Raw genomic sequence first — 23,583 nt, 5'->3', positions numbered from 1 at the left:
GGTGGGGTTCCTCCCGTCGGGGGGAGTGCAGCCGGCCGACGCGACGAGGGCGGCGACGGCGGCGGTGAGTGCGAGGGCACGGGAGCTGCTGCTTGCCATGGCGGACAGCGTAGAGAAGATTGCCGATGTCCCGCAGGGCGTGCCGGCGGTCGTCGGGACGATCGATGTCGATTTGTTGCCGGAGCGACCGGAACGCCCGGACGTGGTGCCGTGGGACCGGACAGAAGGGGCGGTGACGGTGGGAGGACGAGCGGCCGGGACCCGGACCGCGCGGCGTCGGCGCCTGGCTGGAAGAATCGCCTTCCGTGAAGACGTTCGAGGAGTTGTTCGCCGAGCTGCGGGCCAAGGCCGCCGCCGGCACCCCGGGCTCGGGCACCGTCGCCGCCCTGGACAAGGGGGTGCACTTCATCGGCAAGAAGGTCGTCGAGGAGGCGGCCGAGTCGTGGATGGCCGCCGAGCACGAGGGGCCGGAGCGTACCGCCGAGGAGATCTCCCAGCTGCTCTACCAGGTCCAGGTGCTGATGCTCGCCAGTGGTCTCGAGCTCAAGGACGTCTACCGACATCTGTGAGTGCGCCCCGTCGTTGATGAGATTCGATCGAAGGAGCACTCCGTCATGCTGCGTGTCGCCGTACCGAACAAGGGCGCCCTGGCCGAGAAGGCCGCCCAGATGCTGCGCGAGGCGGGCTACCGCCAGCGCGTCGACCCCAAGGACCTCGTCTGCCGGGACGAGCCCAACGACATCGAGTTCTTCTACCTGCGTCCCAAGGACATCGCCACCTACGTCGGCTCCGGTGACCTGGACGTCGGCATCACCGGCCGGGACCTGCTCATCGACTCCGGGGCGCCGGCCGAGGAGGTGGTGGATCTCGACTTCGGTCGGGCCACCGTCCGCTTCGCCGCCCGCCCCGAGGACGTCGACGACGTACGGGAGCTGGGCGGGCACCGGATCGCCACCGCGTACCCGGGGCTGGTCGAGCGGCACCTCACCGAGCTGGGCGTCAAGGCCGACGTGATCCGGCTGGACGGGGCGGTGGAGAACGCCATCCGGCTCGGCGTCGCCGACGTGGTGGCCGACGTGGTGGAGACCGGGACCACGCTGCGCCAGGCGGGCCTGGTGGTCTTCGGTGAACCGCTGCTGCGTTCCTCGGCGGTGCTGGTTCGCCGCACCGACGCGCCGGCGCACCCGCAGTCCGCCCAGCTGCTGCGCCGGCTGCACGGCGTGCTGGTGGCCCGCCGCTACGTCATGCTCGCCTACGACGTGCCGGCCGGCCTGCTCGACCGGGCCAGCTCGCTGACGCCGGGGATCGAGTCGCCGACGGTCTCCCCGCTGCACCGGGAGGGCTGGGTCGCGGTGCAGGCGATGGTGCTCCGCGACGACGTGCACCGGATCATGGACGAGCTGTACGACCTGGGCGCGCGCGCCATCCTGGTCACCAACATCCACGCCTGCCGGCTCTGAGGACGCTGGTCGGGCCGCGGCGCGCCGGCCCGACTGGCCCGTCCGGGCGTGGATCACGGCCGGGGCCCGACGGATCATGCCGGGCGGCGACGGTGCGGCCCTCGGACTCCGTGTGGCGGCGGATCACCGCCGGCAGCCGGGTGGCAGACTGGTGGGGTGAGTGATCCCGAGCTGGTCCGCCTGAAGCCCCGACGTATCCGGGTCGTCTGCTGGGTCTCGGCGGTCGCGCTGCTGGTGGTCTTCAGTCTGGTGGCCACCTCGCTCAGCGGCGCCACGGGCAACGGCTACGGCACCTTCCAGCGCGGCGACCAGCTCGCCATGGTGGGCCTCGGCGTGTTCGGCGCGCTGGTCATCCTGCTGTTCACCCGCCCCCGGGTGGAGGCGGACGCGCGTGGCGTGCGGGTACGCAACGTGGTCGGGTCGTACGAGCTGCCGTGGGAGGTCGTCCGCGGTGTCCGGTTCGACCGGGGCGCGCCCTGGGCCAGCCTGGAGCTGCACGACGACGACCTGCTGCCGATGGTCGCCCTGCAGGCCGCCGACAAGGAGATCGCGGTGGAGGGGGTCCGCGCGCTGCGCCGGCTGCACCAGGCCCACCTGGCCTCCCTGGCCGGCGGCGCCACCTCCCGCTGACCGTCGGGCCGGGCCTGGCGTGGCCCCGGCTCGCCCGCTGGTGCACCCGCCGTGCCGGCCCGCTGACCCGGCAGCCCGCGCTGGGGATTCCGGGCGGACGGTAACCGCTGCGGCCCTGGGGGCACACCGGCGTTGACCTGGAAGCCCGGTTTGGGGGTGGGTGAGGTCAGGGTGTAGTGTTGCCGAGTCGACCAGACTGCCCCCGCCTCGGCGGGTGGGCGGTCCTGAAGCGGAGCGCCTGCTCCCACCCGAGTCGCCCCCGTAGGTGGCCGGGTCCGGTCACCGGTTCCGGGCGTGTCCCGGCACCGGATGCGCGATCATGTGATCGTGCCGACCGGTCGAGTGGGCCCTGGCATGCGCCGGGGCCTTCTGCTTTCCGGGCGGCCCTCACCCGGGGGCCCGCGGGGTCGGCCACGCAGGAGAACCGACTCGAGGAGGCCCCATCAGCGTCGAACCACGCGTGAACGAGCAGATCCGGGCACGTGAGGTCCGACTGGTCGGCCCTGAGGGTGAGCAGGTGGGCATCGTCCCGCTGGAGCGCGCCCTGCAGCTGGCCGCGGACGTCGACCTGGACCTGGTCGAGGTTGCGCCGATGGCGCGCCCGCCGGTGTGCAAGCTCATGGACTTCGGCAAGTTCAAGTACGAGAGCGCACTGAAGGCGCGCGAAGCGCGGCGTAACCAGCAACAGACCGTCATCAAGGAGATGAAGCTCCGGCCGAAGATCGACCCGCACGACTACGAGACCAAGAAGGGTCACGTGGTGCGGTTCCTCAAGGCCGGCGACAAGGTCAAGGTGACGATCATGTTCCGCGGTCGGGAGCAGAGCCGCCCGGAGCTGGGTTACCGGCTCCTGCGCCGGCTCGAGTCCGAGATTTCGGAGCTGGGGTACGTCGAGGCCGCGCCGAAGCAGGACGGTCGCAACATGATCATGGTGCTCGCGCCGCACCGCGCCACGAAGGCCGCCGCGGCCGCCGCGACGGCGTCCCGGGTCGGGCCCCGGGAACGGGCCGTGGACGGCTCCGCACCGGAGGCCGGCGAGACCGCAGCAGCCGGTGACACCGGCACGACCGCTGAGACCAGCGGTCAGTAACAGGGAGAGACGTTCCACATGCCGAAGATGAAGAGCCACACGGGTATGGGCAAGCGGGTCAAGGTGACCGGCAAGGGCAAGATCGTCGCCCAGCAGGCCGGCCTCCGCCACAACCTGGAGAAGAAAGCCTCCACCCGGACCCGCCGGCTGACCGGCACGGTCGAGTTGGTCAAGGCCGACGTCAAGCGAATCAAGAAGCTGCTCGGCCGCTGACGCGCGCCACCTGAACCGAAGAAGGAGTTGAGATGGCACGCGTCAAGCGGGCTGTGAACGCCCAGAAGAAGCGCCGTACCCTGCTGGAGACCGCGAGCGGCTACCGCGGTCAGCGCTCCCGGCTGTACCGCAAGGCCAAGGAGCAGGTGCTGCACTCGATGCAGTACGCCTACCGGGACCGCCGCGACCGCAAGGGCGACTTCCGGCAGCTCTGGATCCAGCGGATCAACGCCGGCGCCCGGGCGAACGGCCTGACCTACAACCGGCTGATCCAGGGCCTGCGCCTGGCCGGCATCGAGGTCGACCGCAAGATCCTGGCCGACATGGCCGTCCACGACGCCGCGGCGTTCGCCGCGATCGTCGAGCTGGCCCGGGCCGCCGTGGCGGCCGAGGGCACCGGTGGCGCCGCGGCCCAGGCCGCCTGATCCACTCACAGCAGATCGAGGCGTCTCCCATGCAGTCACCAGCGCGCGGGAGGCGCCTCGACGCTGTCCCGGGTCCGTTCACCCCGCGTACCCCCAGGGTGGCCGCGGCCCGGCGGCTGCACCGCCGCCGCGACCGCGACGCCACCGGCCGGTTCCTGGCGGAGGGGCCACAGTCGGTTCGTGAGGCCCTGACCCGGGCCGGCACGACCGTCGAGCTGTTCGGCACCCCCGCCACCCTCGACCGGTACGCCGACCTCGCGGCGCTGGCCGCACGGCAGGACGTACCCGTCTCCGAGGTCACCGACGAGGCCCTCGCCGCGCTCGCCGAGACCGTCGCCCCACAGGGGCTGGTCGCCGTCTGCCGGCACCTCGACGTACCCCTGGCGGGGGCCCTCGCGCGCGGGCCGCGCCTGGTCGCGGTGCTGGCCGGGATCCGCGACCCGGGCAACGCCGGCACCGTGCTGCGCACCGCCGACGCCGCCGGCGCCGGAGCGGTGGTCTTCGCCGGTGACGCCGTCGACCCGTACAACGGCAAGTGCGTGCGCGCCTCCGCGGGCAGCCTCTTCCACGTCGACGTGGTCCGCGCCGCCGACTCGCTCGCGGCGGTCGACGCGCTGCGCGCCGCCGGGCTCACCGTGCTCGCCACCACCGGGTACGGCGACAGCGACCTCGACGATCTCATCGACCACGGGCGGCTCGCCGCGCCCACCGCCTGGCTCTTCGGCTCGGAGGCGCACGGTCTGCCCGAGGAGCTGACCGCCGCCGCCGACGCCAGGGTGCGGGTGCCGCTGCACGGGCGTGCCGAGAGCCTGAACCTGGCTGCGGCCGCCGCCGTCTGCCTGTACGCTTCAGCGAGAGCACTGCGCTGACCGTGTCACGCGCTCAGACAGCACAGGGGAGTCGTCCGCATGGTGAACGCGCCACGGCGTTCGTTTAGCCAGCCCGCCGGTGTCGGCGGGCGGCGGGCCTGACCCTCCCCCCTGCGCAACTCCCACCGGCGGGCTGCGGCACAGCCGCGCGTCCGTAGACTCGCCTAGCCGCCCGTGAGGGCCGGCGCCGCCGTGAGGGAGTGCCCGTACCCATGAGCTACCGCAACGATCCGTACGACCCGAAGCAGGTCGCCCTGCTGGATCCGGCCGCCCTGGCCGAGGCCGTCGCCGACGCCGAGAAGGCGTTCGCCGCCGCCGCCGACCCCGACGCGCTGACCGCGCTGCGCCCCGCGCACTTGGGCGACCGGGCGCCGGTGTCGCTGGCCCGCCGGGAGATCGGCGCGTTGCCGCCGGCGGCGAAGTCCGACGCGGGCAAGCGGGTCAACGAGGCCCGCCGCGCCATCGAGTCCGCGTACGCCGCCCGCGCCGAGATTCTGGAGCGTGAGCAGGCCGCCCGGGTGCTGGTCGAGGAACGGGTCGACGTGACCCTGCCGTACGACCGGCGTCCCCGCGGCGCCCGGCACCCGCTGAGCACCCTGATGGAGCAGATCAGCGACCTGTTCGTCGGGATGGGCTACGAGGTCGCCGAGGGTCCCGAGGTCGAGCTGGAGTGGACCAACTTCGACGCGTTGAACATCCCCGCCGACCACCCGGCGCGGGGACTGATGGACACCTTCCACGTCGCCCCCGCCGAGGGGGCCGCCGCGGCCGGTGACGGTTCGGGCCTCGTTCTGCGCACCCACACCTCGCCGGTGCAGGCGCGCGCCATGCTGACCCGCAAGCCCCCGATCTACGTGATCGTGCCGGGCCGGGTCTACCGTACCGACGAGCTGGACGCCACCCACGCGCCGGTGTTCCACCAGGTCGAGGGCCTGGTCGTCGACAAGGGCATCACCATGGCCCACCTGCGCGGCACCCTCGACCACTTCGCCCGGGCGATGTTCGGCGAGGGGGCGAAGACCCGCTTCCGGCCGCACTACTTCCCGTTCACCGAGCCGTCGGCCGAGTTCGACGTGTGGTTCCCGGAGCACCGGGACGGCGCGCGCTGGGTCGAGTGGGGCGGCTGCGGCATGGTCAACCCGCGGGTGCTGCGCGCCTGCGGCATCGAGCCGGAGGTGTACTCCGGATTCGCGTTCGGTATGGGCATCGACCGGACGGTGATGTTCCGGCACGGGGTCAGCGACATGCGGGACATGGCCGAGGGCGACGTGCGGTTCACCCGCGCGTTCGGGGTCGGTGCGTAGGGCGATGCGGGTACGAGTCACGGGAACGGTGGTCTGAAGTCATGCGAGTTTCTGTCAGTTGGCTGCGGGAGTACGTCGACCTCCCCGCCGACCTGCCCACCGGCGACCTGGAGCAGGCCCTGGTCGACCTCGGTGTCGAGGTCGAGTCCGTCGTGGACCTGGCCGGCACCGTCACCGGCCAGTTGGTCGTCGGTGAGGTCCTGGAGATCGAGGAGCTGACCGGCTTCAAGAAGCCCATCCGGTTCTGCCGGGTGGACGTGGGCGCCGCCAACGGCACCGGCGAGCCACAGGAGATCGTCTGCGGGGCGCGCAACTTCGCCCAGGGCGACAAGGTGGTGGTGATCCTCCCCGGCGGCGTGCTGCCCGGCGGCTTCGCCATCGGCGCGCGCAAGACCTACGGGCGCAACTCCCACGGCATGATCTGCTCAGCGAAGGAGTTGGGCCTGGGTGACGACCACTCGGGCATCATCGTGCTGCCGGCCGACACACCGGCCAAGCCCGGCGACGACGCCCGACCCGTCGTGGGCCTCGACGACGTCCTGGTCGAGGTGGAGATCACCCCGGACCGGGGGTACGCGCTGAGCGTGCGCGGCCTGGCCCGCGAACTGGCGCACGCCCTCGGCGTGCCGTTCCGCGACCCGGGCCTGGCGCCCGCGCCCGGCGGGACCGCCGAGCCGGCGTACCCGGTCGAGGTGCGCGACACCGTCGGCTGTGACCGGTTCGCCGCCCGGATGGTGCGTGGGGCCGACCCGACCGCCGCGACCCCCGGCTGGATGGCGCGGCGGCTCACCGTGGCCGGCATCCGCAACATCTCGCTGCCGGTCGACATCACCAACTACGTGATGCTCGAACTGGGTCAGCCGATGCACGCCTTCGACGCCGACCGGATCACCGGGCCGCTGGTGGTCCGGCGGGCCGAGCCGGGGGAGAAGCTGACCACCCTCGACGGGGTCACCCGTACGCTCGCCACCGAGGACATGGTGATCTGCGACGACAGCGGACCCATCTCGCTCGCCGCGGTGATGGGCGGCGAGACCAGCGAGGTCGTCGACGGCACCACCGACGTGCTCTTCGAGGCCGCCCACTGGGATCCGGTGCTGGTCGGGCGTACCGCCCGCCGGCACAAGCTGTTCAGCGAGGCCGCGAAGCGCTGGGAACGGGGCGTCGACCCGGCCCTGCCGCTGGTCGCCCTGGAACGCGCCGTCCGGCTGCTCACCGAGCACGGCGGCGGCACCGCCGACCCGGCGATCCTCGACCTCGACCACGTCCGGCCGATGTCCCCGGTCACCCTGCCGGCCGACCTGCCGTCGCGGCGGGTCGGTGTGGCGTACCCGCCGGAGCGGGTGGTCTCCCTGCTGGAGCAGGTGGGCTGCACCGTTGCCCGGGGCCCCGACCGGCTGGCGGAGGACCCGGGCGAGGTCGGGGTGGCGACCGGCGGCGGCGACGTGCTCACCGTGACCCCGCCGACCTGGCGGCCCGACCTCACCGACCCGGCGGATCTGGTCGAGGAGGTGGTGCGGCTCGACGGGTACGACCGGGTGCCGTCGGTGCTGCCCACCGCGCCACCCGGCCGCGGCCTGACCTGGCAGCAGCGTCGCCGCCGGGCGGTGGCCCGCTCGCTGGCCGAACGTGGCCTCGTCGAGGTGGTTGCCCACCCGTTCACCTCGCCGGAGCTGGCCGACCAGCTCGGCCTGCCCGCCGACGACCCGCGCCGTCGGGCGGTCCGGTTGGCCAACCCGCTGTCCGAAGAGGAGCCGCTGCTGCGCACCACGCTGCTCGGCCCGCTGCTGGGTATCCTTCGGCGCAACCTCGGCCGCGGCCACCGCGATCTCGCGCTCTACGAGATCGGCACGGTGTTCCACCCGCGCCCCGGCGTCGGTCGGCCGCCGGCCATGGGCGTCGACCGGCGCCCCACCGACGCCGAGCTGGCCGCCGCCGACGCGGTGGTGCCGCACCAGCCCCGGCACGTCGCCGTCGTCCTCACCGGCGACCTCGAACCCACCGGCTGGTGGGGTCCGGGCCGCGCCGCCGGCTGGGCGGACGCCGTCCAGGCCGGCCGGGACGTGCTCGCCGCCGCCGACGTCCCAGCCGAGCGGGTGGAGGCGCGCGCCACGGAGCACGCCCCCTGGCATCCCGGCCGCTGTGCCGCGTTGCTGGTCGACGGCACCGTCGTCGGGTACGCCGGCGAGCTGCACCCGGCGGTGGTGGCGGCGCTGGAGCTGCCCAGGCGGACCAGCGCCATGGAGCTGGACCTCGACGCGCTGCCGCCGGCTCCGCTGGCGCCCGCGCCGACCGTGTCCACCTTCCCGCCGGCGCTGATCGACGTGGCGCTGGTGCTCGACGAGTCGGTGCCCGCCGCCGAGGTGCAGCGGACCCTCGTCGAAGGCGCCGGTGAACTGCTGGAGGACGTGCGTCTGTTCGACGTGTACGCCTCGCCGCAGCTCGGTGCGGGACGCCGGTCGCTGGCGTACAAGCTCACCTTCCGCGCCCCGGACCGGACGCTGACCGTCGAGGAGGCGCTGGCCGCCCGGGACGCCGCGGTCGCCCTGGCGGCGGGGCGGTTCGGCGCGGCCCTGCGCGGGGCCTGAGCCACCGGTCGGCGCGGCCCGGACCCTGCTGTGGGTCGGGGCCTCGCCGTCGCCGCTTTCGGATCGACGTCGCCGCAGGGCGAGCGGCGGCACGGGCTGGTCCGCCGTCGACCGGTCGTGCGGCGTCCCGGCCGCCACCAGGGACGGGATGCCCGCGCCTGCTCCGTTTGTGATCCGCATCACTCTTCATGCTCATGCAATGGGATGCATGACCTTGCGGTGGTGTGCCGCCGCCGCTAACCTTCTCTGCATAGTCATGCGGAGGTGAGTATGGGCATTCGAGTCGCGGTCGCCGGGGCGAGCGGATACGCCGGTGGCGAACTGCTGCGGCTGATCACCGGGCACCCCGAGTTCGACCTGGTCGCCGCCACCGCCCACCGCCAGGCGGGCCAGCCGGTCACCGTCGTGCACCCCCAGCTCGTCGGGCTGGACCTGACCTTCGGGGCCACCGAACCGGCCACCCTGGCCGAGGCGGACCTGGTCTTCCTGGCACTGCCACACGGCGAGTCCGCCGCCCTCGCGGCGGCCCTGCCCGACGCGGTCAAGGTGGTCGACCTCGGCGCCGACCACCGGCTCCGCGACGCCGACGCCTGGGCCCGCTACTACGGTGGCGCGTACGCCGACGCCTGGACCTACGGCCTACCCGAGCTGCCCGGCCAGCGGGCGGCGATCGCCGCCTCCCACCGGGTCGCCAGCACCGGCTGCTACGCCGTCGCCACCACCCTGGCCCTGGCCCCGCTGATCGCCGCCGGCGCGGTCCGCCCCGCCGACGTGGTGGTGGTGGCCGCCTCCGGCACCTCCGGGGCGGGCCGGGCCGCCAAGGCGCACCTGCTCGGCAGCGAGGTGATGGGCGACCTGTCGCCCTACAAGGTCGGCGCACACCAACACGTGCCGGAGATCAAGCAGGCCACCGGGGCCACCAGCCTCTCCTTCACCCCGATCCTCGCGCCCATGCCCCGCGGCATCCTGGCCACCGTCACCGCCGTCCCCACCGGGGACGCCGACCCGCGGGCCGTGCTGGCCGAGGCGTACGCCGACGCGCCGTTCGTGCACCTGCTGCCCGAGGGCGCCTGGCCGCACACCGCCGCCACCGCCGGCTCGAACTCCTGCCACCTCCAGGTCGGCCTCGACGTCGACTCCGGCCGGGTGATCGTGGTCAGCGCCATCGACAACCTCGGCAAGGGCGCGGCCGGCCAGGCCGTGCAGAACGCCAACCTCATGTTCGGTCTCCCCGAGACCACCGGCCTGTCGACCTTCGGAGTCGCACCATGACCGTCACCGTCCCCCGGGGCTTCCGGGCCGCCGGTGTCGCCGCCGGGCTCAAGACCGGCGGCGCCCCCGACGTCGCCCTCGTCGTCAACGACGGTCCCGACGCCGGGGTCGCCGGCGTCTTCACCGCCAACCGGGTCAAGGCCGCGCCGGTGCTCTGGTCCCAGCAGGTCGTCCGCGGTGGCGTGGTCCGCGCCGTGGTGCTCAACTCCGGCGGCGCCAACGCCTGCACCGGCCCGGCCGGCTTCCAGGACACCCACGCCACCGCCGAGCACACCGCCGTCGCGCTCACCTCGGCCAGCCCCCGGCTGAGGCTCGGCGCCGGTGAGGTCGCGGTCTGCTCGACCGGCCTGATCGGTGAGCGGCTGCCCATGGACAAGCTCCTGCCGGGCGTACGGGCCGCGATCCGCGGGCTGGCCCGCGACGGCGGACCAGCCGCCGCCGAGGCGATCATGACCACGGACACCCGGCCGAAGACCACCGTCGCCAGAGGCAGCGGCTGGACCGTCGGGGGCATGGCCAAGGGCGCGGGCATGCTCGCTCCCGCCATGGCCACCATGCTCTGTGTGCTCACCACCGACGCGGTGGCCGGGCCGCCGGCCCTCGACGCCGCGCTGCGGGCCGCCACCCGGGTCACCTTCGACCGGATCGACTCCGACGGCTGCATGTCCACCAACGACACGGTGTTGCTGCTGTCCAGCGGCGCGTCGGGTATCGAGCCCACCGCCGCGGAGCTCACCGCCGCGGTCACCGCGGCCTGCCACGACCTCGCCCAGCAGCTTCTCGCCGACGCCGAGGGCGCCACCAAGCAGATCGCCATCGACGTGGTCGGCGCCGCCAGCGAGGACGACGCGGTGGAGGTGGGCCGGTCGGTGGCCCGGAACAACCTGGTCAAGACGGCCCTGTTCGGCAACGACCCGAACTGGGGGCGGATCCTCGCCGCCGTCGGCACCACCACCGCCGCCTTCGAACCGGACGGCGTGGACGTCGCGGTGAACGGCATCTGGGTGTGCCGTTCCGGGGCCGCCGCCGAGGACCGCTCCAAGGTGGACCTCACCGGCCGGGACGTCACCATCCGGGTCGACCTGCGCTCCGGCGACGCGGCGGCGACGGTCTGGACCAACGACCTGTCGCACGCGTACGTGCACGAGAACTCGGCGTACTCGTCGTGAGCGCGAGGAACGCGACGCAGCGGAGTCCTGCGGTCGCGAACGGAAGGTGGGTCCGGACATGACGTTGAACGCCGACCTCACCCGGGCCCAGGCCAAGGCCGAGACGCTGATCGAGGCCCTGCCGTGGCTGGCCCGTCTCTCCGGGGCCACCGTCGTGGTCAAGTACGGCGGCAACGCCATGGTCGACCCCGACCTGCAGCGCGCCTTCGCCGCCGACATGGTCTTCCTCCGGTACGCCGGCCTCAAGCCGGTCGTGGTGCACGGCGGCGGACCGCAGATCTCCGCCATGCTCGGCCGGCTCGGTATCGCCAGCGAGTTCAAGGGCGGCCTGCGGGTCACCACGCCCGAGGCGATGGATGTCGTCCGGATGGTGCTCGTCGGGCAGGTCGGCCGGGAACTGGTCGGGCTGATCAACGCGCACGGTCCGTTCGCCGTCGGCCTCTCCGGCGAGGACGCCGGCCTGTTCACCGCGGTGCGGCGACCCGCGTACGTCGACGGCGAGCCGGTCGACGTCGGGCAGGTCGGCGACGTGGAGTCGGTCGACGTCTCCGCGGTGGCCGACCTGATCGCGGCCGGCCGGATCCCGGTGATCTCGACCGTCGCGCCGGACGCCGACGGGGTGCTGCACAACCTCAACGCCGACACCGCCGCCGCGGCGCTCGCCGTGGCCCTCGACGCGCGCAAGCTGGTCGTCCTCACCGACGTCCCCGGCCTGTACGCCGACTGGCCCGACCGCGACAGCCTGGTCAGCGAGATCACCGCCGACGAGCTGGCAACGCTCCTGCCGTCCCTGCGGTCGGGGATGGCGCCGAAGATGGAGGCCTGCCTGCGGGCGGTGCGCGGCGGAGTGCCCGCCGCGCACGTCGTCGACGGCCGGGTCGCCCACTCCACGCTGCTCGAGGTCTTCACCTCGGAAGGGTTCGGAACCATGGTGATCAACGGATGAGCACGCTGGTCGAACGGTGGGGCCAGGCCATGATGGACAACTACGGCGTCCCGCCGCTGGCGCTGGTCTCCGGCTCCGGCGCCGTCGTGGTCGACGAGGCCGGTCGGGAGTACGTCGACCTGCTCGGCGGAATCGCGGTCAACGCCCTCGGGCACGCCCACCCGGCTGTGGTGGCCGCCGTGTCCAGGCAGGTCGCCACCCTCGGGCACGTCTCCAACCTCTTCGTCGCCGAACCCCCGGTGGCCCTGGCCGAGCTGCTGCTGGCCCTGGCCGGCCGGCCCGGCCGAATGTTCTTCGCCAACTCCGGCGCCGAGGCCAACGAGGCCGCGTTCAAGCTGTCCCGGCTCACCGGCCGCTGCCACGTGGTCGCCACCCGGGGCGGTTTCCACGGGCGGACGATGGGGGCGCTGGCGCTCACCGGGCAGCCGGCCAAGGCCGACCCGTTCCGGCCGCTGCCCGGCGACGTCACCCACGTGCCGTACGGCGACGTGGCCGCGCTGGAGGCGGCGGTCACCGGCGCCACCGCCATGGTGATCCTGGAACCGATCCAGGGCGAGAACGGCGTGGTCGTGCCGCCGGCCGGCTACCTGGCCGAGGCCCGCCGGATCACCGACCGGCACGGCGCGCTGCTGGTGCTCGACGAGGTGCAGACCGGGATCGGCCGGACCGGGCACTGGTTCGCCCACCAGGCCGAGGGCGTCGAGCCGGACGTGGTGACCCTGGCCAAGGGGCTCGGCGGAGGGCTGCCGATCGGCGCCTGCCTCGCCTTCGGTCGCGCCGCGGATCTGCTCGGTCCCGGCTCGCACGGCACCACCTTCGGTGGCAACCCGGTCAGCTGCGCCGCCGCCCTCGCGGTGATCTCGACCATCGCCAGCGAGGGGCTGCTCGACCACGTCAAGCGGACCGGGGAGCGGCTGCGCCGGGGTGTCGAGGCCCTCGGCCACCCGCTCGTCGCCGACGTGCGCGGCGCTGGCCTGCTGCTCGGCATCGTGTTCACCGGCCCGGTCTCCGGCCTGGTCACCGCCGCCCTGCGCGACGCGGGTTTCCTGGTCAACCCGGTGCAGCCGGGGGTGGTGCGGCTCGCGCCGCCGCTGATCCTCACCGCCGAGCAGGTCGACGCCTTCCTCGCCGCCCTGCCCGCCGCTCTCGACGCGGCGGCCCCCGCCACCGCGCCCACCACGACGGAGGTCAGCGCATGATCCGGCACTTCCTGCGGGACGACGATCTCACCCCGGCCGAGCAGGCGGCCGTGCTCGACCTGGCCGCGCGGATGAAGGCCGACCGGTTCGCGTTCCAGCCGCTGGCCGGGCCGCGCTCGGTGGCCGTGCTGTTCGACAAGCAGAGCCTGCGAACCCGGTTCTCCTTCGACGTGGGCATCGCCGAGCTGGGCGGCCACCCGCTGGTGGTGGACACCCAGGTCACCCACTTCGGTCGGGGCGAGACACTGGGCGACGCCGGCCGGGTGCTGTCCCGCTACGTCGCCGCGATCGTGCTGCGTACCCACGGCGACGACCGGATCGCCGAGGTCGCCGCGCACGCCACGGTGCCGGTGGTCAACGCCCTCACCGACACCTACCATCCCTGCCAGCTCCTGGCCGACCTGCTCACCGTCCGGGAGCGGTTCGGTGCCACGGCCGGGCGGACGCTGGCGTACCTGGGCGACGCGGCGAACAACATGGCGCACTCGTACCTGCTGGCCGGTGCGATCGCCGGGATGCACGTCCGGGTCGCCGGGCCGGCCGGCTTCCAACCCGAGCCGGACGTGGTGGCCCGGGCCGAGAAGATCGCCGCCGGCACCGGCGGTAGCGTCCGGGTGCTCGTCGACCCGGTGGAGGCGGTGCGCGGTGTGGACGTCGTCGCGACCGACACCTGGACCTCGATGGGCCAGGAGGCCGACGGTCTGGACCGGATCACTCCGTTCCTGCCGTACCAGGTCAACGAGGCGCTCCTCGGCCACGCCCGGCCGGACGTGATCGTGTTGCACTGCCTGCCCGCCCACCGGGGTGAGGAGATCACCGACGAGGTGCTCGACGGGCCGCGCAGTGCCGTGTTCGACCAGGCGGAGAATCGCCTGCACGCCCAGAAGGCGCTGTTGACGTTCCTGCTGGAGGCAGCCGGGTCCAGGCGGGGCACGACCTCATGACCGCCCCGCTGACCCGCGCCGCCCGGCACGGCCGCATCGTCGAGCTGATCCGGGACAAGGCGGTCCGCTCGCAGACCGAGCTGGCCGACCTGCTCGCCGCGGACGGCATCCAGGTCACCCAGGCCACCCTGTCGCGGGATCTGAAGGAACTGGGCGCGGTCACCGCCCGGGGCGGCGACGGGCGGGCGGTGTACGTCATCCCCGAGGACGGCCACCGGCCGCTGCGCGACGCCGAGGCGGCCCCCGCCCGGTTGGTGCGGCTGCTGCGCGAACTGCTCAACGGGGTCGACTCCAGCGGCAACATCGCCGTGCTGCGCACCCCGCCGGGCGCAGCCCAGTACCTGGCCAGCGCGTTGGACCGAGCGGGGCTGCCCGAGGTCGTCGGCACCATCGCCGGCGACGACACCATCCTCGTCGTGGCCCGCGAGGCCGACGGCGGGGCCGCGCTCGGCGACCAGCTAGCCGGTTGGGCCCGCCGGGAAGAGAACGTCGAAGGGAACAGCACACCATGACCGAGCGGGTCGTCCTGGCGTACTCCGGGGGTCTCGACACCTCCGTCGCCATTCCCTACCTGGCCGAGCAGACCGGTGCCGAGGTGATCGCGGTCGCGGTCGATGTCGGGCAGGGCGGCGAGGACCTCGACGCCATCCGGCGGCGCGCCCTGGACTGCGGCGCCGTCGAGTCCGAGGTGGTCGACGCGCGCGACGAGTTCGCCGCCGACTACTGCCTGCCCGCCATCCGGGCCAACGCCCTCTACATGGACCGGTACCCGCTGGTCTCCGCGCTGTCCCGGCCGCTGATCGTCAAGCACCTGGTGGCCGCGGCCCGCAAGCACGGCGGCACCATCGTGTCGCACGGCTGCACCGGCAAGGGCAACGACCAGGTCCGCTTCGAGGTCGGCCTGGGCGCGCTCGCGCCCGACCTGAAGATCGTCGCGCCGGCCCGGGACTTCGCCTGGACCCGGGACAAGGCCATCGCCTTCGCCGAGGAGAAGGGCCTGCCGATCGACGTGTCGGCCAAGTCGCCGTACTCGATCGACCAGAACCTGTGGGGCCGCGCCGTCGAGACGGGCTTCCTGGAGGACATCTGGAACGCCCCCATCGAGAACCTGTACTCGTACACCGCCGACCCGGCCGAGCCACGCGACGCCGACGAGATCGTCATCACCTTCGACGCCGGCGTGCCGGTCGCCGTCGACGGCGAGACGGTCACCCCGTACCAGGCGATCCTGGAGCTGAACCGGCGGGCCGGCGCCCAGGGCGTCGGCCGGCTCGACATGGTCGAGGACCGCCTCGTCGGCATCAAGAGCCGGGAGGTGTACGAGGCCCCCGGCGCGATCGCGTTGATCACCGCGCACCAGGAGTTGGAGGCGGTCACCGTCGAGCGGGACCTGGCCCGGTTCAAGAAGAGCGTCGACCAGCGCTGGGGCGAGCTCGTCTACGACGGCCTGTGGTTCTCGCCGCTGAAGAACAGCCTGGACGCCTTCATCGACGACGCCCAGCGGCACGTCTCCGGCGAGGTGCGGCTGACCCTGCACGGCGGCCGGGCCGTCGTCACCGGCCGGCGCTCCGAGGCCAGCCTCTACGACTTCGGCATGGCCACCTACGACACCGGCGACACCTTCGACCAGTCGCTCGCCAAGGGGTTCGTGCAGCTCTGGGGCCTGCCCAGCAAGATGGCCGCCGCCCGGGACGCCCGGTTGGGCGGCTGGTGAACGTGGCCACCACAATAGGCGACGTGGACGACAAGAGCCTGACCGAGAACAGCGCCGCCACCAACCGGACGAGCCTGTGGGGTGGCCGGTTCGCCGGCGGCCCCGCCGAGGCCCTGGCGCGGCTGTCGGTGAGCGTGCAGTTCGACTGGCGTCTCGCCCCGTACGACATCGCCGGTTCCCGGGCGCACGCCCGGGTGCTGGCCGGCGCGGGCCTGCTCGACCCGGAGGAACTGGGGCGCATCCTGGCCGCGCTGGACGACCTGGAGGCGGCCTGCGCCTCCGGGCAGTTCCGCCCGACCATCGACGACGAGGACGTGCACACCGCCCTGGAGCGCGGCCTGCTGGAGCGGCTCGGCAGCCTCGGCGGCAAGCTGCGCGCCGGCCGGTCCCGCAATGACCAGGTCGCCACCGACCTGCGGCTCTACCTGCGCGACCACGCCCGGGGGGTGGCGGCCCGGCTGGTCGAGCTGGCCGAGGCCCTGGTGGAGCAGGCGGAGCGGCACGTGGAGACGGCCGCGCCCGGCATGACCCATCTCCAGCACGCCCAGCCGGTCACCTTCGGGCACTGGCTGCTGGCCCACGTGCAGCCGCTGCTGCGCGACCTGGATCGGCTGCGCGACTGGGACCACCGGGCGGCGATCAGCCCGCTCGGCGCGGGCGCGCTCGCCGGTTCGGGCCTGCCGCTGGACCCGGTGGCGGTCTCCAAGGAGCTGGGTTTCCGCACGTCCTTCGCGAACTCGATGGACGCCGTGGCCGACCGGGACTTCGTCGCCGAGTTCCTCTTCGTCACCGCCATGATCGGGGTTCACCTGTCCCGCCTCGGTGAGGAGGTGGTGCTCTGGACGTCGCAGGAGTTCGGCTGGGTGGAGCTGGACGACGCGTTCGCCACCGGCTCGTCGATCATGCCGCAGAAGAAGAACGCCGATGTCGCCGAGCTGGCCCGGGGCAAGTCCGGCCGCCTGGTCGGCGGGTTGATGAGCGTGCTCACCATGCTCAAGGGCCTGCCCATGACGTACGACCGGGACATGCAGGAGGACAAGGAGCCGGCCTTCGACGCGGTCGACACCCTGGAGCTGCTGCTGCCCGCCCTCGCCGGGATGATCTCCACGATGACGGTCCGGGTGGACCGGCTCGTGGCCGCCGCGCCGGTGGGCTTCTCGCTCGCCACCGAGGTCGCCGACTGGCTGGTCCGCCGGGGCGTGCCGTTCCGCGACGCGCACGAGATCACCGGCAAGCTGGTGGCGCTCTGCGTGGCCCGGGACTGCGCCCTCGACGAGGTCTCCGACGACGACCTGGCCGCGGTCAGCGAGCACCTCGACCCGAGCGTGCGGGACGTGCTGTCGGTCCGTTCGGCCCTGGCCGCCCGGACCACCCCCGGCTCCACCGGCCCCGGCCCGGTCGCCGACCAGCTCGCCGCCGCCGCGGACAAGCTGGCCGGCTGGCGGGAGTGGGCCGCCGAGCGGGTCGTACCCCGCTGAGGTCGTGACGGCCGATCGCGGCGCGCGGGGCATCCCGCGCGCCGCGTCGCCGCCTCAGGAGTGTTGCGCGGCGGACGGCCGCTCGCGCTTCGGCAGCTTCGCCACCACCGCGTCGTACGAGGAGTCGACCGCCTCGAACAACTCGTCGTCGCCGATGCCGCCGTCGAGCCGCAGCGTGTTCCAGCCGTACCGGCCCAGGTAGGGAGCGACCTCGGCGTCGTCCGGGTGCCGGTGCAGCCACTCGTCGGCCAGCACCCGGTCGGGGCCGCACTTCACCCACAACCGGGGCGGGTCGTCCGGGTTGCCGAGGAAGGCGAAGATCCGGCTGCCCACCTTGGCCACCTCGGTCTCCTCCCAGGGGCGGTCGAGCCAGGCTCCCGGTAGGCCCGAGCAGTAGGCCACCATCTCGTCGCGGGTCATCGCGTCCTCCCGTCCGGTCCGGTCCCAGTTTGACAGTGGGCAGGCGTACCCGGCTCGACGCCCTTGCCTCCGGCGCCGTTGCCCTGGCGGGCGACCTGGGCGCTGCCCAGCCGGAGGTCGACCGCGCTCGCCCGCCAGGTGAGCCCGTAGATCCGGCCAGGGACAGCAGCCCCGCCTCCAGGGTGTCCATCGCGGCGCGCGGGTGCGGCAGCAGGGTCAGCGCGGCGGTGAGGCAACCGTCGACCGGTTCCTCGCCGGGCTCCAGCCCGGTACCGACCGGTGGGTGGCGAACCAGCGGCCGACCCGGTTCGCCGCGGCCGCGTACCCGATGCCCAGCGTCAGTGACGCCGCCAGGGCCACCAGCGGCAGGTCGCGCAGGTGCGGGTAGACCTGCCAGTGGGTCAGGTAGATGTAGAGCGAGCTGCCGGCCAGCACGCTGGCCAACCGGTTGACCGGCCCGAGACTGGGCACGGTGGGCAGCCACACCAGCAGCGCGAACCCGGCCACGACCAGCGCCTCCCGACCGGGCTGGCCGAAGAAACCCGGCACGGTTGCCGCGGCGGCGGCGGTCACCAGCAGCCGCTGCCGCACCCGGCCGGCGCGGGCGGCGGCCCAGCCCAGCGCGAAGAGCCAGAACGCCACGACCGCGGTCGGCAGGTCGTACCGGGCGTCGAGGCCGAACACGTCGTACCGGCTGAGCAGGCCCAGCCCGGCGAGGGTCATCGGCAGGGCGAACGGGTGCCGACGCTCCCACCGGTCCAGCCGGGGCACCGACAGCAGGGCGGCCACCCCGACCAGGATGTACACCAGCGCCTCGATGAACCAGAAGTGCCACTCGGTACGCGCGTCGGGCGGGCCGACCAGGCTGTGCGCCAGGAACAGGGTGCTCAGCCGGTACTGGTCGGTGACCACCAGCATCGCCGCGATCCACGCCACGGTGGGCAGCACGATCCGGACCAGCCCGGCACGGACCTGCCGCAACCGGTCGGTCCGGGTCGCGTCGGTGAGCTGGAACCGGGCGAAGTTGAACCCGGCGACCGCGAGCAGCAGGTGCGCCCCGCCGGTGAGGGTGAACAGCGGGATGTGCGAGCCGACGATGAGCACGATGGCGAGCGCCCGCAGCGCCACGCTGGTCTCCAGCGCCCGGCGGCGGCGCGGGCCCCCGGCGCGTGGCGTGGGCAGCGCGCCGATCGGCATCGTGTGCCAGTTCGGCGGCAGGTGACCCAGCACGTTCTCCAGGCGGACCGACATCTCGACGTACGACAGGGAGTCACCGCCCAGGTCGACGAAGCTGTGCTCCGGGGTGACGTCGGTGCGGTCGAGCACCTCGGCGTAGAGCCGGCACAGGTCGTCCCCGGGGGCGGCGGCCGGCGGCGTGGGCGGCGGCGTGGTGCCCAGCGCGCGCAGCGCCCGGTAGTCGACCTTGCCGGTGGCCAGCCGGGGCAACGCGTCCACCGGCTGCACCCGCACCGCGCGCGGCGGCAGGCCGATCTCCTCGGCGACCAGCCGGCGGAGCCGCCTCGGGTCCGCCTCGCCGACGACCGCCACCAGCAGCTCGTCGTCCCCGCCCAGGCAGGCGGCGGTGACGCCGTGCGCGGCCAGCAGCGCCTCCACCTGCTGCGGGTCCACCCGCAAGCCGAGGATCTTGGCGAACCGGCTGCGCCGGCCGACGATCTCCCACAGCCCGTCCGGGCCCTGCCGGGCCAGGTCGCCGGTGTGCAGCTCGTCGACGGTACGCCCCGACGCCAGGTCCGTCGGCCGCTCGGCGTAGCCGAGCATCACGTTCGGGCCGGCGTACACCAGTTCGCCGACGCCGTCCGGCTGGTCGGCCACCGGAGCGAGCCGGAACGACCCGCCGGGCACCGGCACCCCGACGGCCTGCGGCCGGCTCGCCGCCAGGTCCGGCGGCAGGTACGCCATCCGCGCGGTCGCCTCGGTCTGCCCGTACATGACGAACAGGTCCCAGCCACCGCGCCGGCCCAGTTCCGCGTAGCGGATCACCTTCTCCGGGGCGAGCCGGCCACCGGCCGCGGTGACGTAGCGCAGGTGCGGCAGTTCCATCCCGGCGAAACCGACCCGGTCGAGCAGGTCGAAGGTGTACGGCACCCCGGCGAACGTGGTGGCCCGCGCCGCCCGGAACAGCTCCCAGAAGCACGCGTCGGCGACCGAACGGTCGGTGAGCACCAGCGCCGCCCCGCGCGCCAGGTGGCTGTGCACCACCGACAGGCCGTAGCAGTAGTGCAACGGCAGGCTGGTGACCGCCCGGTCGGCGTCGCGGATCCCCAGGTACCCGGCGATCGCCTCGGCGTTGGTCTGCAGGTTGTCGTGGGAGAGCCGGACCAGCTTCGGCGAGCCGGTCGACCCGGAGGTGCTCAGCAGCAGCGCCAGGTCCGGGTGCAGCTCGTGGGCGCTGCCCTCGCGCCGCTCCCGCAGCGTCCAGCCGTCGCCGTGCGGACCGACCACCACATCCGGGTCGTACGCCTCGGTCAACGTCGCCACCGCCGGCCCGTCGCCCGGCACCAGCAGCACCGGGTGCCCGCCGTGCAACGCGCCCAGGTACGACACCAGCGCGTCGACCGTGTTGGCCCCGGTGACCAGAACCAGCCGTCGCCGTTCGCCCAGCCGCCGCGCGGCCTGCTCGACCCGCTGCGCCAGCTCGGCGTAGGACAGGGTGCCGTCGGCGGTCACGACGGCGCTACGGTCGCCGTGACGGGCCAGGTCGCGGACGAACGGCACCGCGCGTACGGCCGGGAGCAGGTCAAACGAGGGCGTCACGGGTTGCACTCTAAGGTGAGGCTTGCCTTAGGAGAAGGGGGAGTAACTCGGCTCGCACTCCGTTTGCTGATCGCCCGGCGCCGGGTCAAGCTGGCCGGATGAAACAGCCGTACACGACCGCCGCCGACCTGTCCGGACTGGCCGACCTGCTCGCCGGGCCGGTCGTGCCGGCGGCCCGTGGCCTGCTCGGCTGCCGGTTGTCCGCCAACGGCGTCACCGTGCGGATCACCGAGGTAGAGGCGTACGCCGGCACCGCCGGCGACCCGGCCTCGCACGCCCACCGGGGCCGGACCCCGCGCAACGCGGTGATGTTCGGCCCCGCCGGGCACGCCTACGTGTACTTCACGTACGGCATGCACTGGTGCGTGAACGTGGTGACCGGACCGGACGGGGAGGCCTCGGCGGTGCTGCTGCGCGCCGGCGCGGTCGTCGACGGCCTCGACGCCGCCCGGGCCCGCCGGCCCGCCGTACGCCGGGACGTCGACCTGGCCCGGGGCCCGGCCCGGCTCTGCGCCACGCTCGGCATCGGCCGTTCGGCGTACGGGCTGGACCTGCTCGCCGACGGGCCGGTGCGGCTGCGCCCGGCCGACGCGCCGGTGCCGGACGCGGCGGTCTCCGCCGGGCCCCGGGTCGGGGTGAGGGGGGCGCACGACGTGCCGTGGCGGTTCTGGCTCACCGGTGACCCGACGGTCAGCGCCTACCGCCGGCACGTTCCCCGGCGCCGGCCCGACCCTCCGGCAACGGAATAGTTGACCCGTCAAGTATGTTGTGCGCGACGTCCGGAACGCCACCCCGGCCCCCGGTCCGACACGCGAGGAGCTGTCATGCAGTTCGGAGTCTTCACCGTCGGCGACGTCACGGTCGACCCCACCACCGGCCGCGAGCCGACAGAGCGTGAGCGGATCAAGGCGATGGTCGCCATCGCGCTCAAGGCCGAGGAGGTGGGCCTGGACGTCTTCGCCACCGGCGAGCACCACAACCCGCCGTTCGTGCCGTCGTCGCCCACCACCATGCTCGGCTACATCGCCGCGCGCACCGAGCGGCTGCTGCTGTCCACCGCCACCACCCTGATCACCACCAACGACCCGGTGAAGATCGCCGAGGACTACGCGATGCTGCAACACCTGGCCGACGGCCGGGTGGACCTCATGCTGGGGCGCGGCAACACCGGCCCGGTCTACCCCTGGTTCGGCCAGGACATCCGCAACGGCATCCCGCTGGCCATCGAGAACTACGACCTGCTGCGCCGGCTGTGGCGGGAGGACGTGGTGGACTGGAAGGGCCGGTTCCGCACCCCTCTGCAGTCGTTCACCTCGACCCCGCGCCCGCTCGACGGCGTCCCGCCGTTCGTCTGGCACGGCTCCATCCGCAGCCCCGAGATCGCCGAGCAGGCCGCGTACTACGGCGACGGCTTCTTCGCCAACCACATCTTCTGGCCCAAGGAGCACACCCAGCGGATGGTCGGGCTCTACCGGCAGCGCTTCGCCCACTACGGCCACGGCACCCCGGAACAGGCCATCGTCGGCCTCGGCGGGCAGGTGTTCATGCGGAAGAACTCGCAGGACGCGGTACGGGAGTTCCGGCCGTACTTCGACAACGCCCCCGTCTACGGGCACGGGCCGTCGCTGGAGGACTTCAGCCGGGAGACCCCGCTGACCGTGGGCAGCCCGCAGCAGGTCATCGACCGCACCCTCGGCTTCCGGGAGTACGTCGGCGACTACCAGCGGCAGCTCTTCCTCCTCGACCATGCCGGCCTGCCGCTGAAGACCGTGCTGGAGCAGCTCGACATCCTCGGTGAGGAGGTCGTCCCGGTGTTGCGCAGGGAGTTCGACTCGCTGCGTCCCGCGCACGTGCCGCAGGCTCCCACCCACGCCGCGCTGGTCGCCGCCCGGGACGCCGCCGCGGCCGGTACGGGGGCGGGCCGATGACCGGGCGTACCCTGGCCGTGGTCTCGGCCGGCCTCAGCCAGCCCTCCTCGACCCGGCTGCTCGCCGACCAGCTCGCCGCCGCCACCCGCGACGAGCTGGTCCGGCGCGACGCCGAGGTGCGGCTGCACGTCGTCGAAGTGCGCGACCACGCGCACGACGTGGTGAACCACCTGCTCACCGGCTTCCCGTCGGCGTCGCTGCGGTCGGCCCTGGACGCGGTGGCCGGCGCGGACGGTGTGATCGCCGTGACGCCGATCTTCAGCGCGTCGTACAGCGGGCTGTTCAAGTCCTTCTTCGACGTCCTGGAGCCCGACGCGCTGGCCGGCACCCCGGTGCTGATCGGCGCCACCGGCGGCACGGCCCGGCACTCGCTCGCCCTGGAGCACGCGATCCGTCCCCTGTTCGGTTACCGGCGCGCCGTGGTGGTGCCCACGGGCGTCTACGCCGCCAGCGAGGACTGGTCCGGCGGCACCGCCGACGGCGCGCTGCGTGAGCGGGTCCTGCGCGCCGGCGCGGAACTGGCCGAGCAGGTGGACCGCCGCCCGGCGTCGACCGGCCCCGCCGACCCGTTCGCCCTCACCACCGACTTCGCGCGACTGCTCGGCGGCGGCCGGGAGGACTGACGCTCACTCGTCGTACGGGTGGGCGACCAGCACCGGGCAGTGCGCGTGCTGCAGCACCGCCTGGCTGACCGAGCCGAGCAGCAGCCCGACGAAACCACCCCGGCCCCGGGTGCCCACGGCCAGCAGCGACGCCGTGCCGCTGGCCTCGACCAGCCCCTGCGTCGGGCTGGCCGCGGCGACCGGGTGTTCACGGACCACCAGGTCCGGGTGGTCGGCGCGGACGGCGGCGGACGCCTCGGCGAGCAGCCGCACCGCGTCGGCCCGGTGGGCGGCCTGCGACTCCTCGACCTCCTCGGGCACCGGGCGGTCCATGCCCGGCGGGCCGACGTGCAGCAGCACCAGTGGGACGTCCCGTCCGGCGGCCTCGTCGGCGGCGTACCCGGCGGCCAGCCGGGAGCCCGCCGAGCCGTCCACCCCGGCCACCACCGGCCCGTCGACCGGAATCGGCTGCTCCTCGGGGCGGACCACCAGCACCGGGCAGTGCGCGTGGGCGGCCACCTGGCTGCCCACCGAGCCGAGCAGCAGCCCGGTGAACC

At 73.7% G+C, this 23,583-nt stretch carries 23 protein-coding genes; 20 read left to right on the top strand and 3 right to left on the bottom strand.

Annotation, left to right across the window (positions count from 1 at the left end; translation table 11 throughout):
* The first annotated feature begins 287 nt into the window (after positions 1 to 287).
* The 17 genes from E1165_RS19315 to argH all read left to right on the top strand — a co-directional run bounded on the left by E1165_RS19315 (position 288) and on the right by argH (position 17,301).
* Positions 288 to 569: a phosphoribosyl-ATP diphosphatase gene (locus tag E1165_RS19315; protein ID WP_305792151.1), complete on the top strand. Its 282-nt coding sequence runs from the start codon at positions 288 to 290 to the stop codon at positions 567 to 569.
* 45 nt (positions 570 to 614) lie between these two features.
* Positions 615 to 1,460, top strand: a complete 846-nt coding sequence (hisG, locus tag E1165_RS19310; protein WP_132393191.1) for an ATP phosphoribosyltransferase — start codon at positions 615 to 617, stop codon at positions 1,458 to 1,460.
* Positions 1,461 to 1,616: 156 nt separating this feature from the next.
* Positions 1,617 to 2,090 carry a PH domain-containing protein gene (locus E1165_RS19305; RefSeq protein ID WP_207916960.1) on the top strand — a complete coding sequence of 158 codons (474 nt, stop codon included), beginning with the start codon at positions 1,617 to 1,619 and terminating at the stop codon, positions 2,088 to 2,090.
* Positions 2,091 to 2,550: 460 nt separating this feature from the next.
* Positions 2,551 to 3,180, top strand: coding sequence for a translation initiation factor IF-3 (gene infC / locus E1165_RS19300; protein ID WP_132393190.1), 630 nt, complete (start codon positions 2,551 to 2,553; stop codon positions 3,178 to 3,180).
* A gap of 18 nt (positions 3,181 to 3,198) precedes the next feature.
* Entirely contained in the window at positions 3,199 to 3,393 is a 195-nt protein-coding gene (gene rpmI, locus E1165_RS19295; protein ID WP_132265097.1) for a 50S ribosomal protein L35, read from the top strand.
* 32 nt (positions 3,394 to 3,425) lie between these two features.
* Entirely contained in the window at positions 3,426 to 3,818 is a 393-nt protein-coding gene (gene rplT, locus E1165_RS19290; protein WP_132393189.1) for a 50S ribosomal protein L20, read from the top strand.
* A 29-nt stretch (positions 3,819 to 3,847) separates the two neighbouring features.
* Positions 3,848 to 4,687, top strand: coding sequence for an RNA methyltransferase (locus E1165_RS19285; RefSeq protein WP_132393188.1), 840 nt, complete (start codon positions 3,848 to 3,850; stop codon positions 4,685 to 4,687).
* A gap of 212 nt (positions 4,688 to 4,899) precedes the next feature.
* Complete coding sequence (gene pheS / locus E1165_RS19280; protein ID WP_132393187.1) at positions 4,900 to 5,991, top strand: phenylalanine--tRNA ligase subunit alpha; 1,092 nt, start codon at positions 4,900 to 4,902, stop codon at positions 5,989 to 5,991.
* 41 nt (positions 5,992 to 6,032) lie between these two features.
* Entirely contained in the window at positions 6,033 to 8,579 is a 2,547-nt protein-coding gene (pheT, locus tag E1165_RS19275; protein WP_132393186.1) for a phenylalanine--tRNA ligase subunit beta, read from the top strand.
* A gap of 270 nt (positions 8,580 to 8,849) precedes the next feature.
* Positions 8,850 to 9,851 (top strand): N-acetyl-gamma-glutamyl-phosphate reductase, encoded by a 1,002-nt coding sequence (argC, locus tag E1165_RS19270; RefSeq protein WP_132393185.1) that lies wholly within the window; start codon positions 8,850 to 8,852, stop codon positions 9,849 to 9,851.
* A complete protein-coding gene (gene argJ, locus E1165_RS19265; protein ID WP_132393184.1) occupies positions 9,848 to 11,020 on the top strand; it encodes a bifunctional glutamate N-acetyltransferase/amino-acid acetyltransferase ArgJ in 1,173 nt (390 codons plus the stop codon). Before argC ends, argJ begins: the two co-directional genes overlap by 4 nt.
* Before the next feature lie 58 nt (positions 11,021 to 11,078).
* Positions 11,079 to 11,966: an acetylglutamate kinase gene (gene argB / locus E1165_RS19260; protein ID WP_132393183.1), complete on the top strand. Its 888-nt coding sequence runs from the start codon at positions 11,079 to 11,081 to the stop codon at positions 11,964 to 11,966.
* Positions 11,963 to 13,165, top strand: a complete 1,203-nt coding sequence (locus tag E1165_RS19255) for an acetylornithine transaminase (protein WP_132393182.1) — start codon at positions 11,963 to 11,965, stop codon at positions 13,163 to 13,165. The genes argB and E1165_RS19255 overlap by 4 nt, the downstream gene beginning before the upstream one ends.
* Positions 13,162 to 14,109 (top strand): ornithine carbamoyltransferase, encoded by a 948-nt coding sequence (gene argF / locus E1165_RS19250; protein WP_132393181.1) that lies wholly within the window; start codon positions 13,162 to 13,164, stop codon positions 14,107 to 14,109. Before E1165_RS19255 ends, argF begins: the two co-directional genes overlap by 4 nt.
* A complete protein-coding gene (locus E1165_RS19245; RefSeq protein ID WP_132393180.1) occupies positions 14,106 to 14,621 on the top strand; it encodes an arginine repressor in 516 nt (171 codons plus the stop codon). Before argF ends, E1165_RS19245 begins: the two co-directional genes overlap by 4 nt.
* Positions 14,618 to 15,823, top strand: a complete 1,206-nt coding sequence (locus tag E1165_RS19240; protein WP_132393179.1) for an argininosuccinate synthase — start codon at positions 14,618 to 14,620, stop codon at positions 15,821 to 15,823. Before E1165_RS19245 ends, E1165_RS19240 begins: the two co-directional genes overlap by 4 nt.
* Positions 15,824 to 15,837: 14 nt before the next feature.
* On the top strand, positions 15,838 to 17,301 hold the full coding sequence (gene argH, locus E1165_RS19235; RefSeq protein ID WP_132393193.1) for an argininosuccinate lyase: 1,464 nt from the start codon (positions 15,838 to 15,840) through the stop codon (positions 17,299 to 17,301).
* 54 nt (positions 17,302 to 17,355) lie between these two features.
* On the opposite strand, the gene E1165_RS19230 is transcribed toward argH, so the two are convergent.
* A complete protein-coding gene (locus E1165_RS19230; protein ID WP_132393178.1) occupies positions 17,356 to 17,721 on the bottom strand; it encodes an MmcQ/YjbR family DNA-binding protein in 366 nt (121 codons plus the stop codon).
* Positions 17,722 to 17,937: 216 nt separating this feature from the next.
* Entirely contained in the window at positions 17,938 to 20,496 is a 2,559-nt protein-coding gene (locus tag E1165_RS19225; RefSeq protein WP_132393177.1) for an AMP-binding protein, read from the bottom strand.
* A gap of 98 nt (positions 20,497 to 20,594) precedes the next feature.
* Here E1165_RS19225 and E1165_RS19220 point away from each other — a divergent pair, with 98 nt between their 5' ends.
* The 3 genes from E1165_RS19220 (at position 20,595) to E1165_RS19210 (ending at position 23,047) form a co-directional block, all read left to right on the top strand.
* Positions 20,595 to 21,245, top strand: coding sequence for a DNA-3-methyladenine glycosylase (locus E1165_RS19220; RefSeq protein ID WP_132393176.1), 651 nt, complete (start codon positions 20,595 to 20,597; stop codon positions 21,243 to 21,245).
* Between the two features lie 75 nt (positions 21,246 to 21,320).
* A complete protein-coding gene (locus E1165_RS19215) occupies positions 21,321 to 22,424 on the top strand; it encodes an LLM class flavin-dependent oxidoreductase (protein WP_132393175.1) in 1,104 nt (367 codons plus the stop codon).
* Complete coding sequence (locus tag E1165_RS19210) at positions 22,421 to 23,047, top strand: FMN reductase (RefSeq protein ID WP_132393174.1); 627 nt, start codon at positions 22,421 to 22,423, stop codon at positions 23,045 to 23,047. The genes E1165_RS19215 and E1165_RS19210 overlap by 4 nt, the downstream gene beginning before the upstream one ends.
* Positions 23,048 to 23,050: 3 nt before the next feature.
* Here E1165_RS19210 and E1165_RS19205 read toward each other — a convergent pair.
* Positions 23,051 to 23,583, bottom strand: a 533-nt coding sequence (locus tag E1165_RS19205) for a universal stress protein (protein ID WP_165945261.1), incomplete at its 5' end; no start/stop codon positions are given.

The organism is Micromonospora sp. KC723 (genome assembly GCF_004348595.1).
Lineage (GTDB): Bacteria > Actinomycetota > Actinomycetes > Mycobacteriales > Micromonosporaceae > Micromonospora.
The sequence above is the reverse complement of the archived record's forward strand: the minus strand, read 5'-3'. Positions and strand labels throughout refer to the sequence as shown.

Excerpts from the sequence above, each read along its gene's own strand:
- hisG (WP_132393191.1), top strand. The coding sequence starts at position 615 with ATGCTGCGTGTCGCCGTACCGAACAAGGGCGCCCTGGCCGAGAAGGCC.
- rpmI (WP_132265097.1), top strand. The coding sequence starts at position 3,199 with ATGCCGAAGATGAAGAGCCACACGGGTATGGGCAAGCGGGTCAAGGTG.
- rplT (WP_132393189.1), top strand. The coding sequence starts at position 3,426 with ATGGCACGCGTCAAGCGGGCTGTGAACGCCCAGAAGAAGCGCCGTACC.
- E1165_RS19285 (WP_132393188.1), top strand. The coding sequence starts at position 3,848 with ATGCAGTCACCAGCGCGCGGGAGGCGCCTCGACGCTGTCCCGGGTCCG.
- pheS (WP_132393187.1), top strand. The coding sequence starts at position 4,900 with ATGAGCTACCGCAACGATCCGTACGACCCGAAGCAGGTCGCCCTGCTG.
- pheT (WP_132393186.1), top strand. The coding sequence starts at position 6,033 with ATGCGAGTTTCTGTCAGTTGGCTGCGGGAGTACGTCGACCTCCCCGCC.
- argC (WP_132393185.1), top strand. The coding sequence starts at position 8,850 with ATGGGCATTCGAGTCGCGGTCGCCGGGGCGAGCGGATACGCCGGTGGC.
- argJ (WP_132393184.1), top strand. The coding sequence starts at position 9,848 with ATGACCGTCACCGTCCCCCGGGGCTTCCGGGCCGCCGGTGTCGCCGCC.
- argB (WP_132393183.1), top strand. The coding sequence starts at position 11,079 with ATGACGTTGAACGCCGACCTCACCCGGGCCCAGGCCAAGGCCGAGACG.
- E1165_RS19255 (WP_132393182.1), top strand. The coding sequence starts at position 11,963 with ATGAGCACGCTGGTCGAACGGTGGGGCCAGGCCATGATGGACAACTAC.
- argF (WP_132393181.1), top strand. The coding sequence starts at position 13,162 with ATGATCCGGCACTTCCTGCGGGACGACGATCTCACCCCGGCCGAGCAG.
- E1165_RS19245 (WP_132393180.1), top strand. The coding sequence starts at position 14,106 with ATGACCGCCCCGCTGACCCGCGCCGCCCGGCACGGCCGCATCGTCGAG.
- E1165_RS19240 (WP_132393179.1), top strand. The coding sequence starts at position 14,618 with ATGACCGAGCGGGTCGTCCTGGCGTACTCCGGGGGTCTCGACACCTCC.
- E1165_RS19230 (WP_132393178.1), bottom strand. The coding sequence starts at position 17,721 with ATGACCCGCGACGAGATGGTGGCCTACTGCTCGGGCCTACCGGGAGCC.
- E1165_RS19220 (WP_132393176.1), top strand. The coding sequence starts at position 20,595 with ATGAAACAGCCGTACACGACCGCCGCCGACCTGTCCGGACTGGCCGAC.
- E1165_RS19215 (WP_132393175.1), top strand. The coding sequence starts at position 21,321 with ATGCAGTTCGGAGTCTTCACCGTCGGCGACGTCACGGTCGACCCCACC.
- E1165_RS19210 (WP_132393174.1), top strand. The coding sequence starts at position 22,421 with ATGACCGGGCGTACCCTGGCCGTGGTCTCGGCCGGCCTCAGCCAGCCC.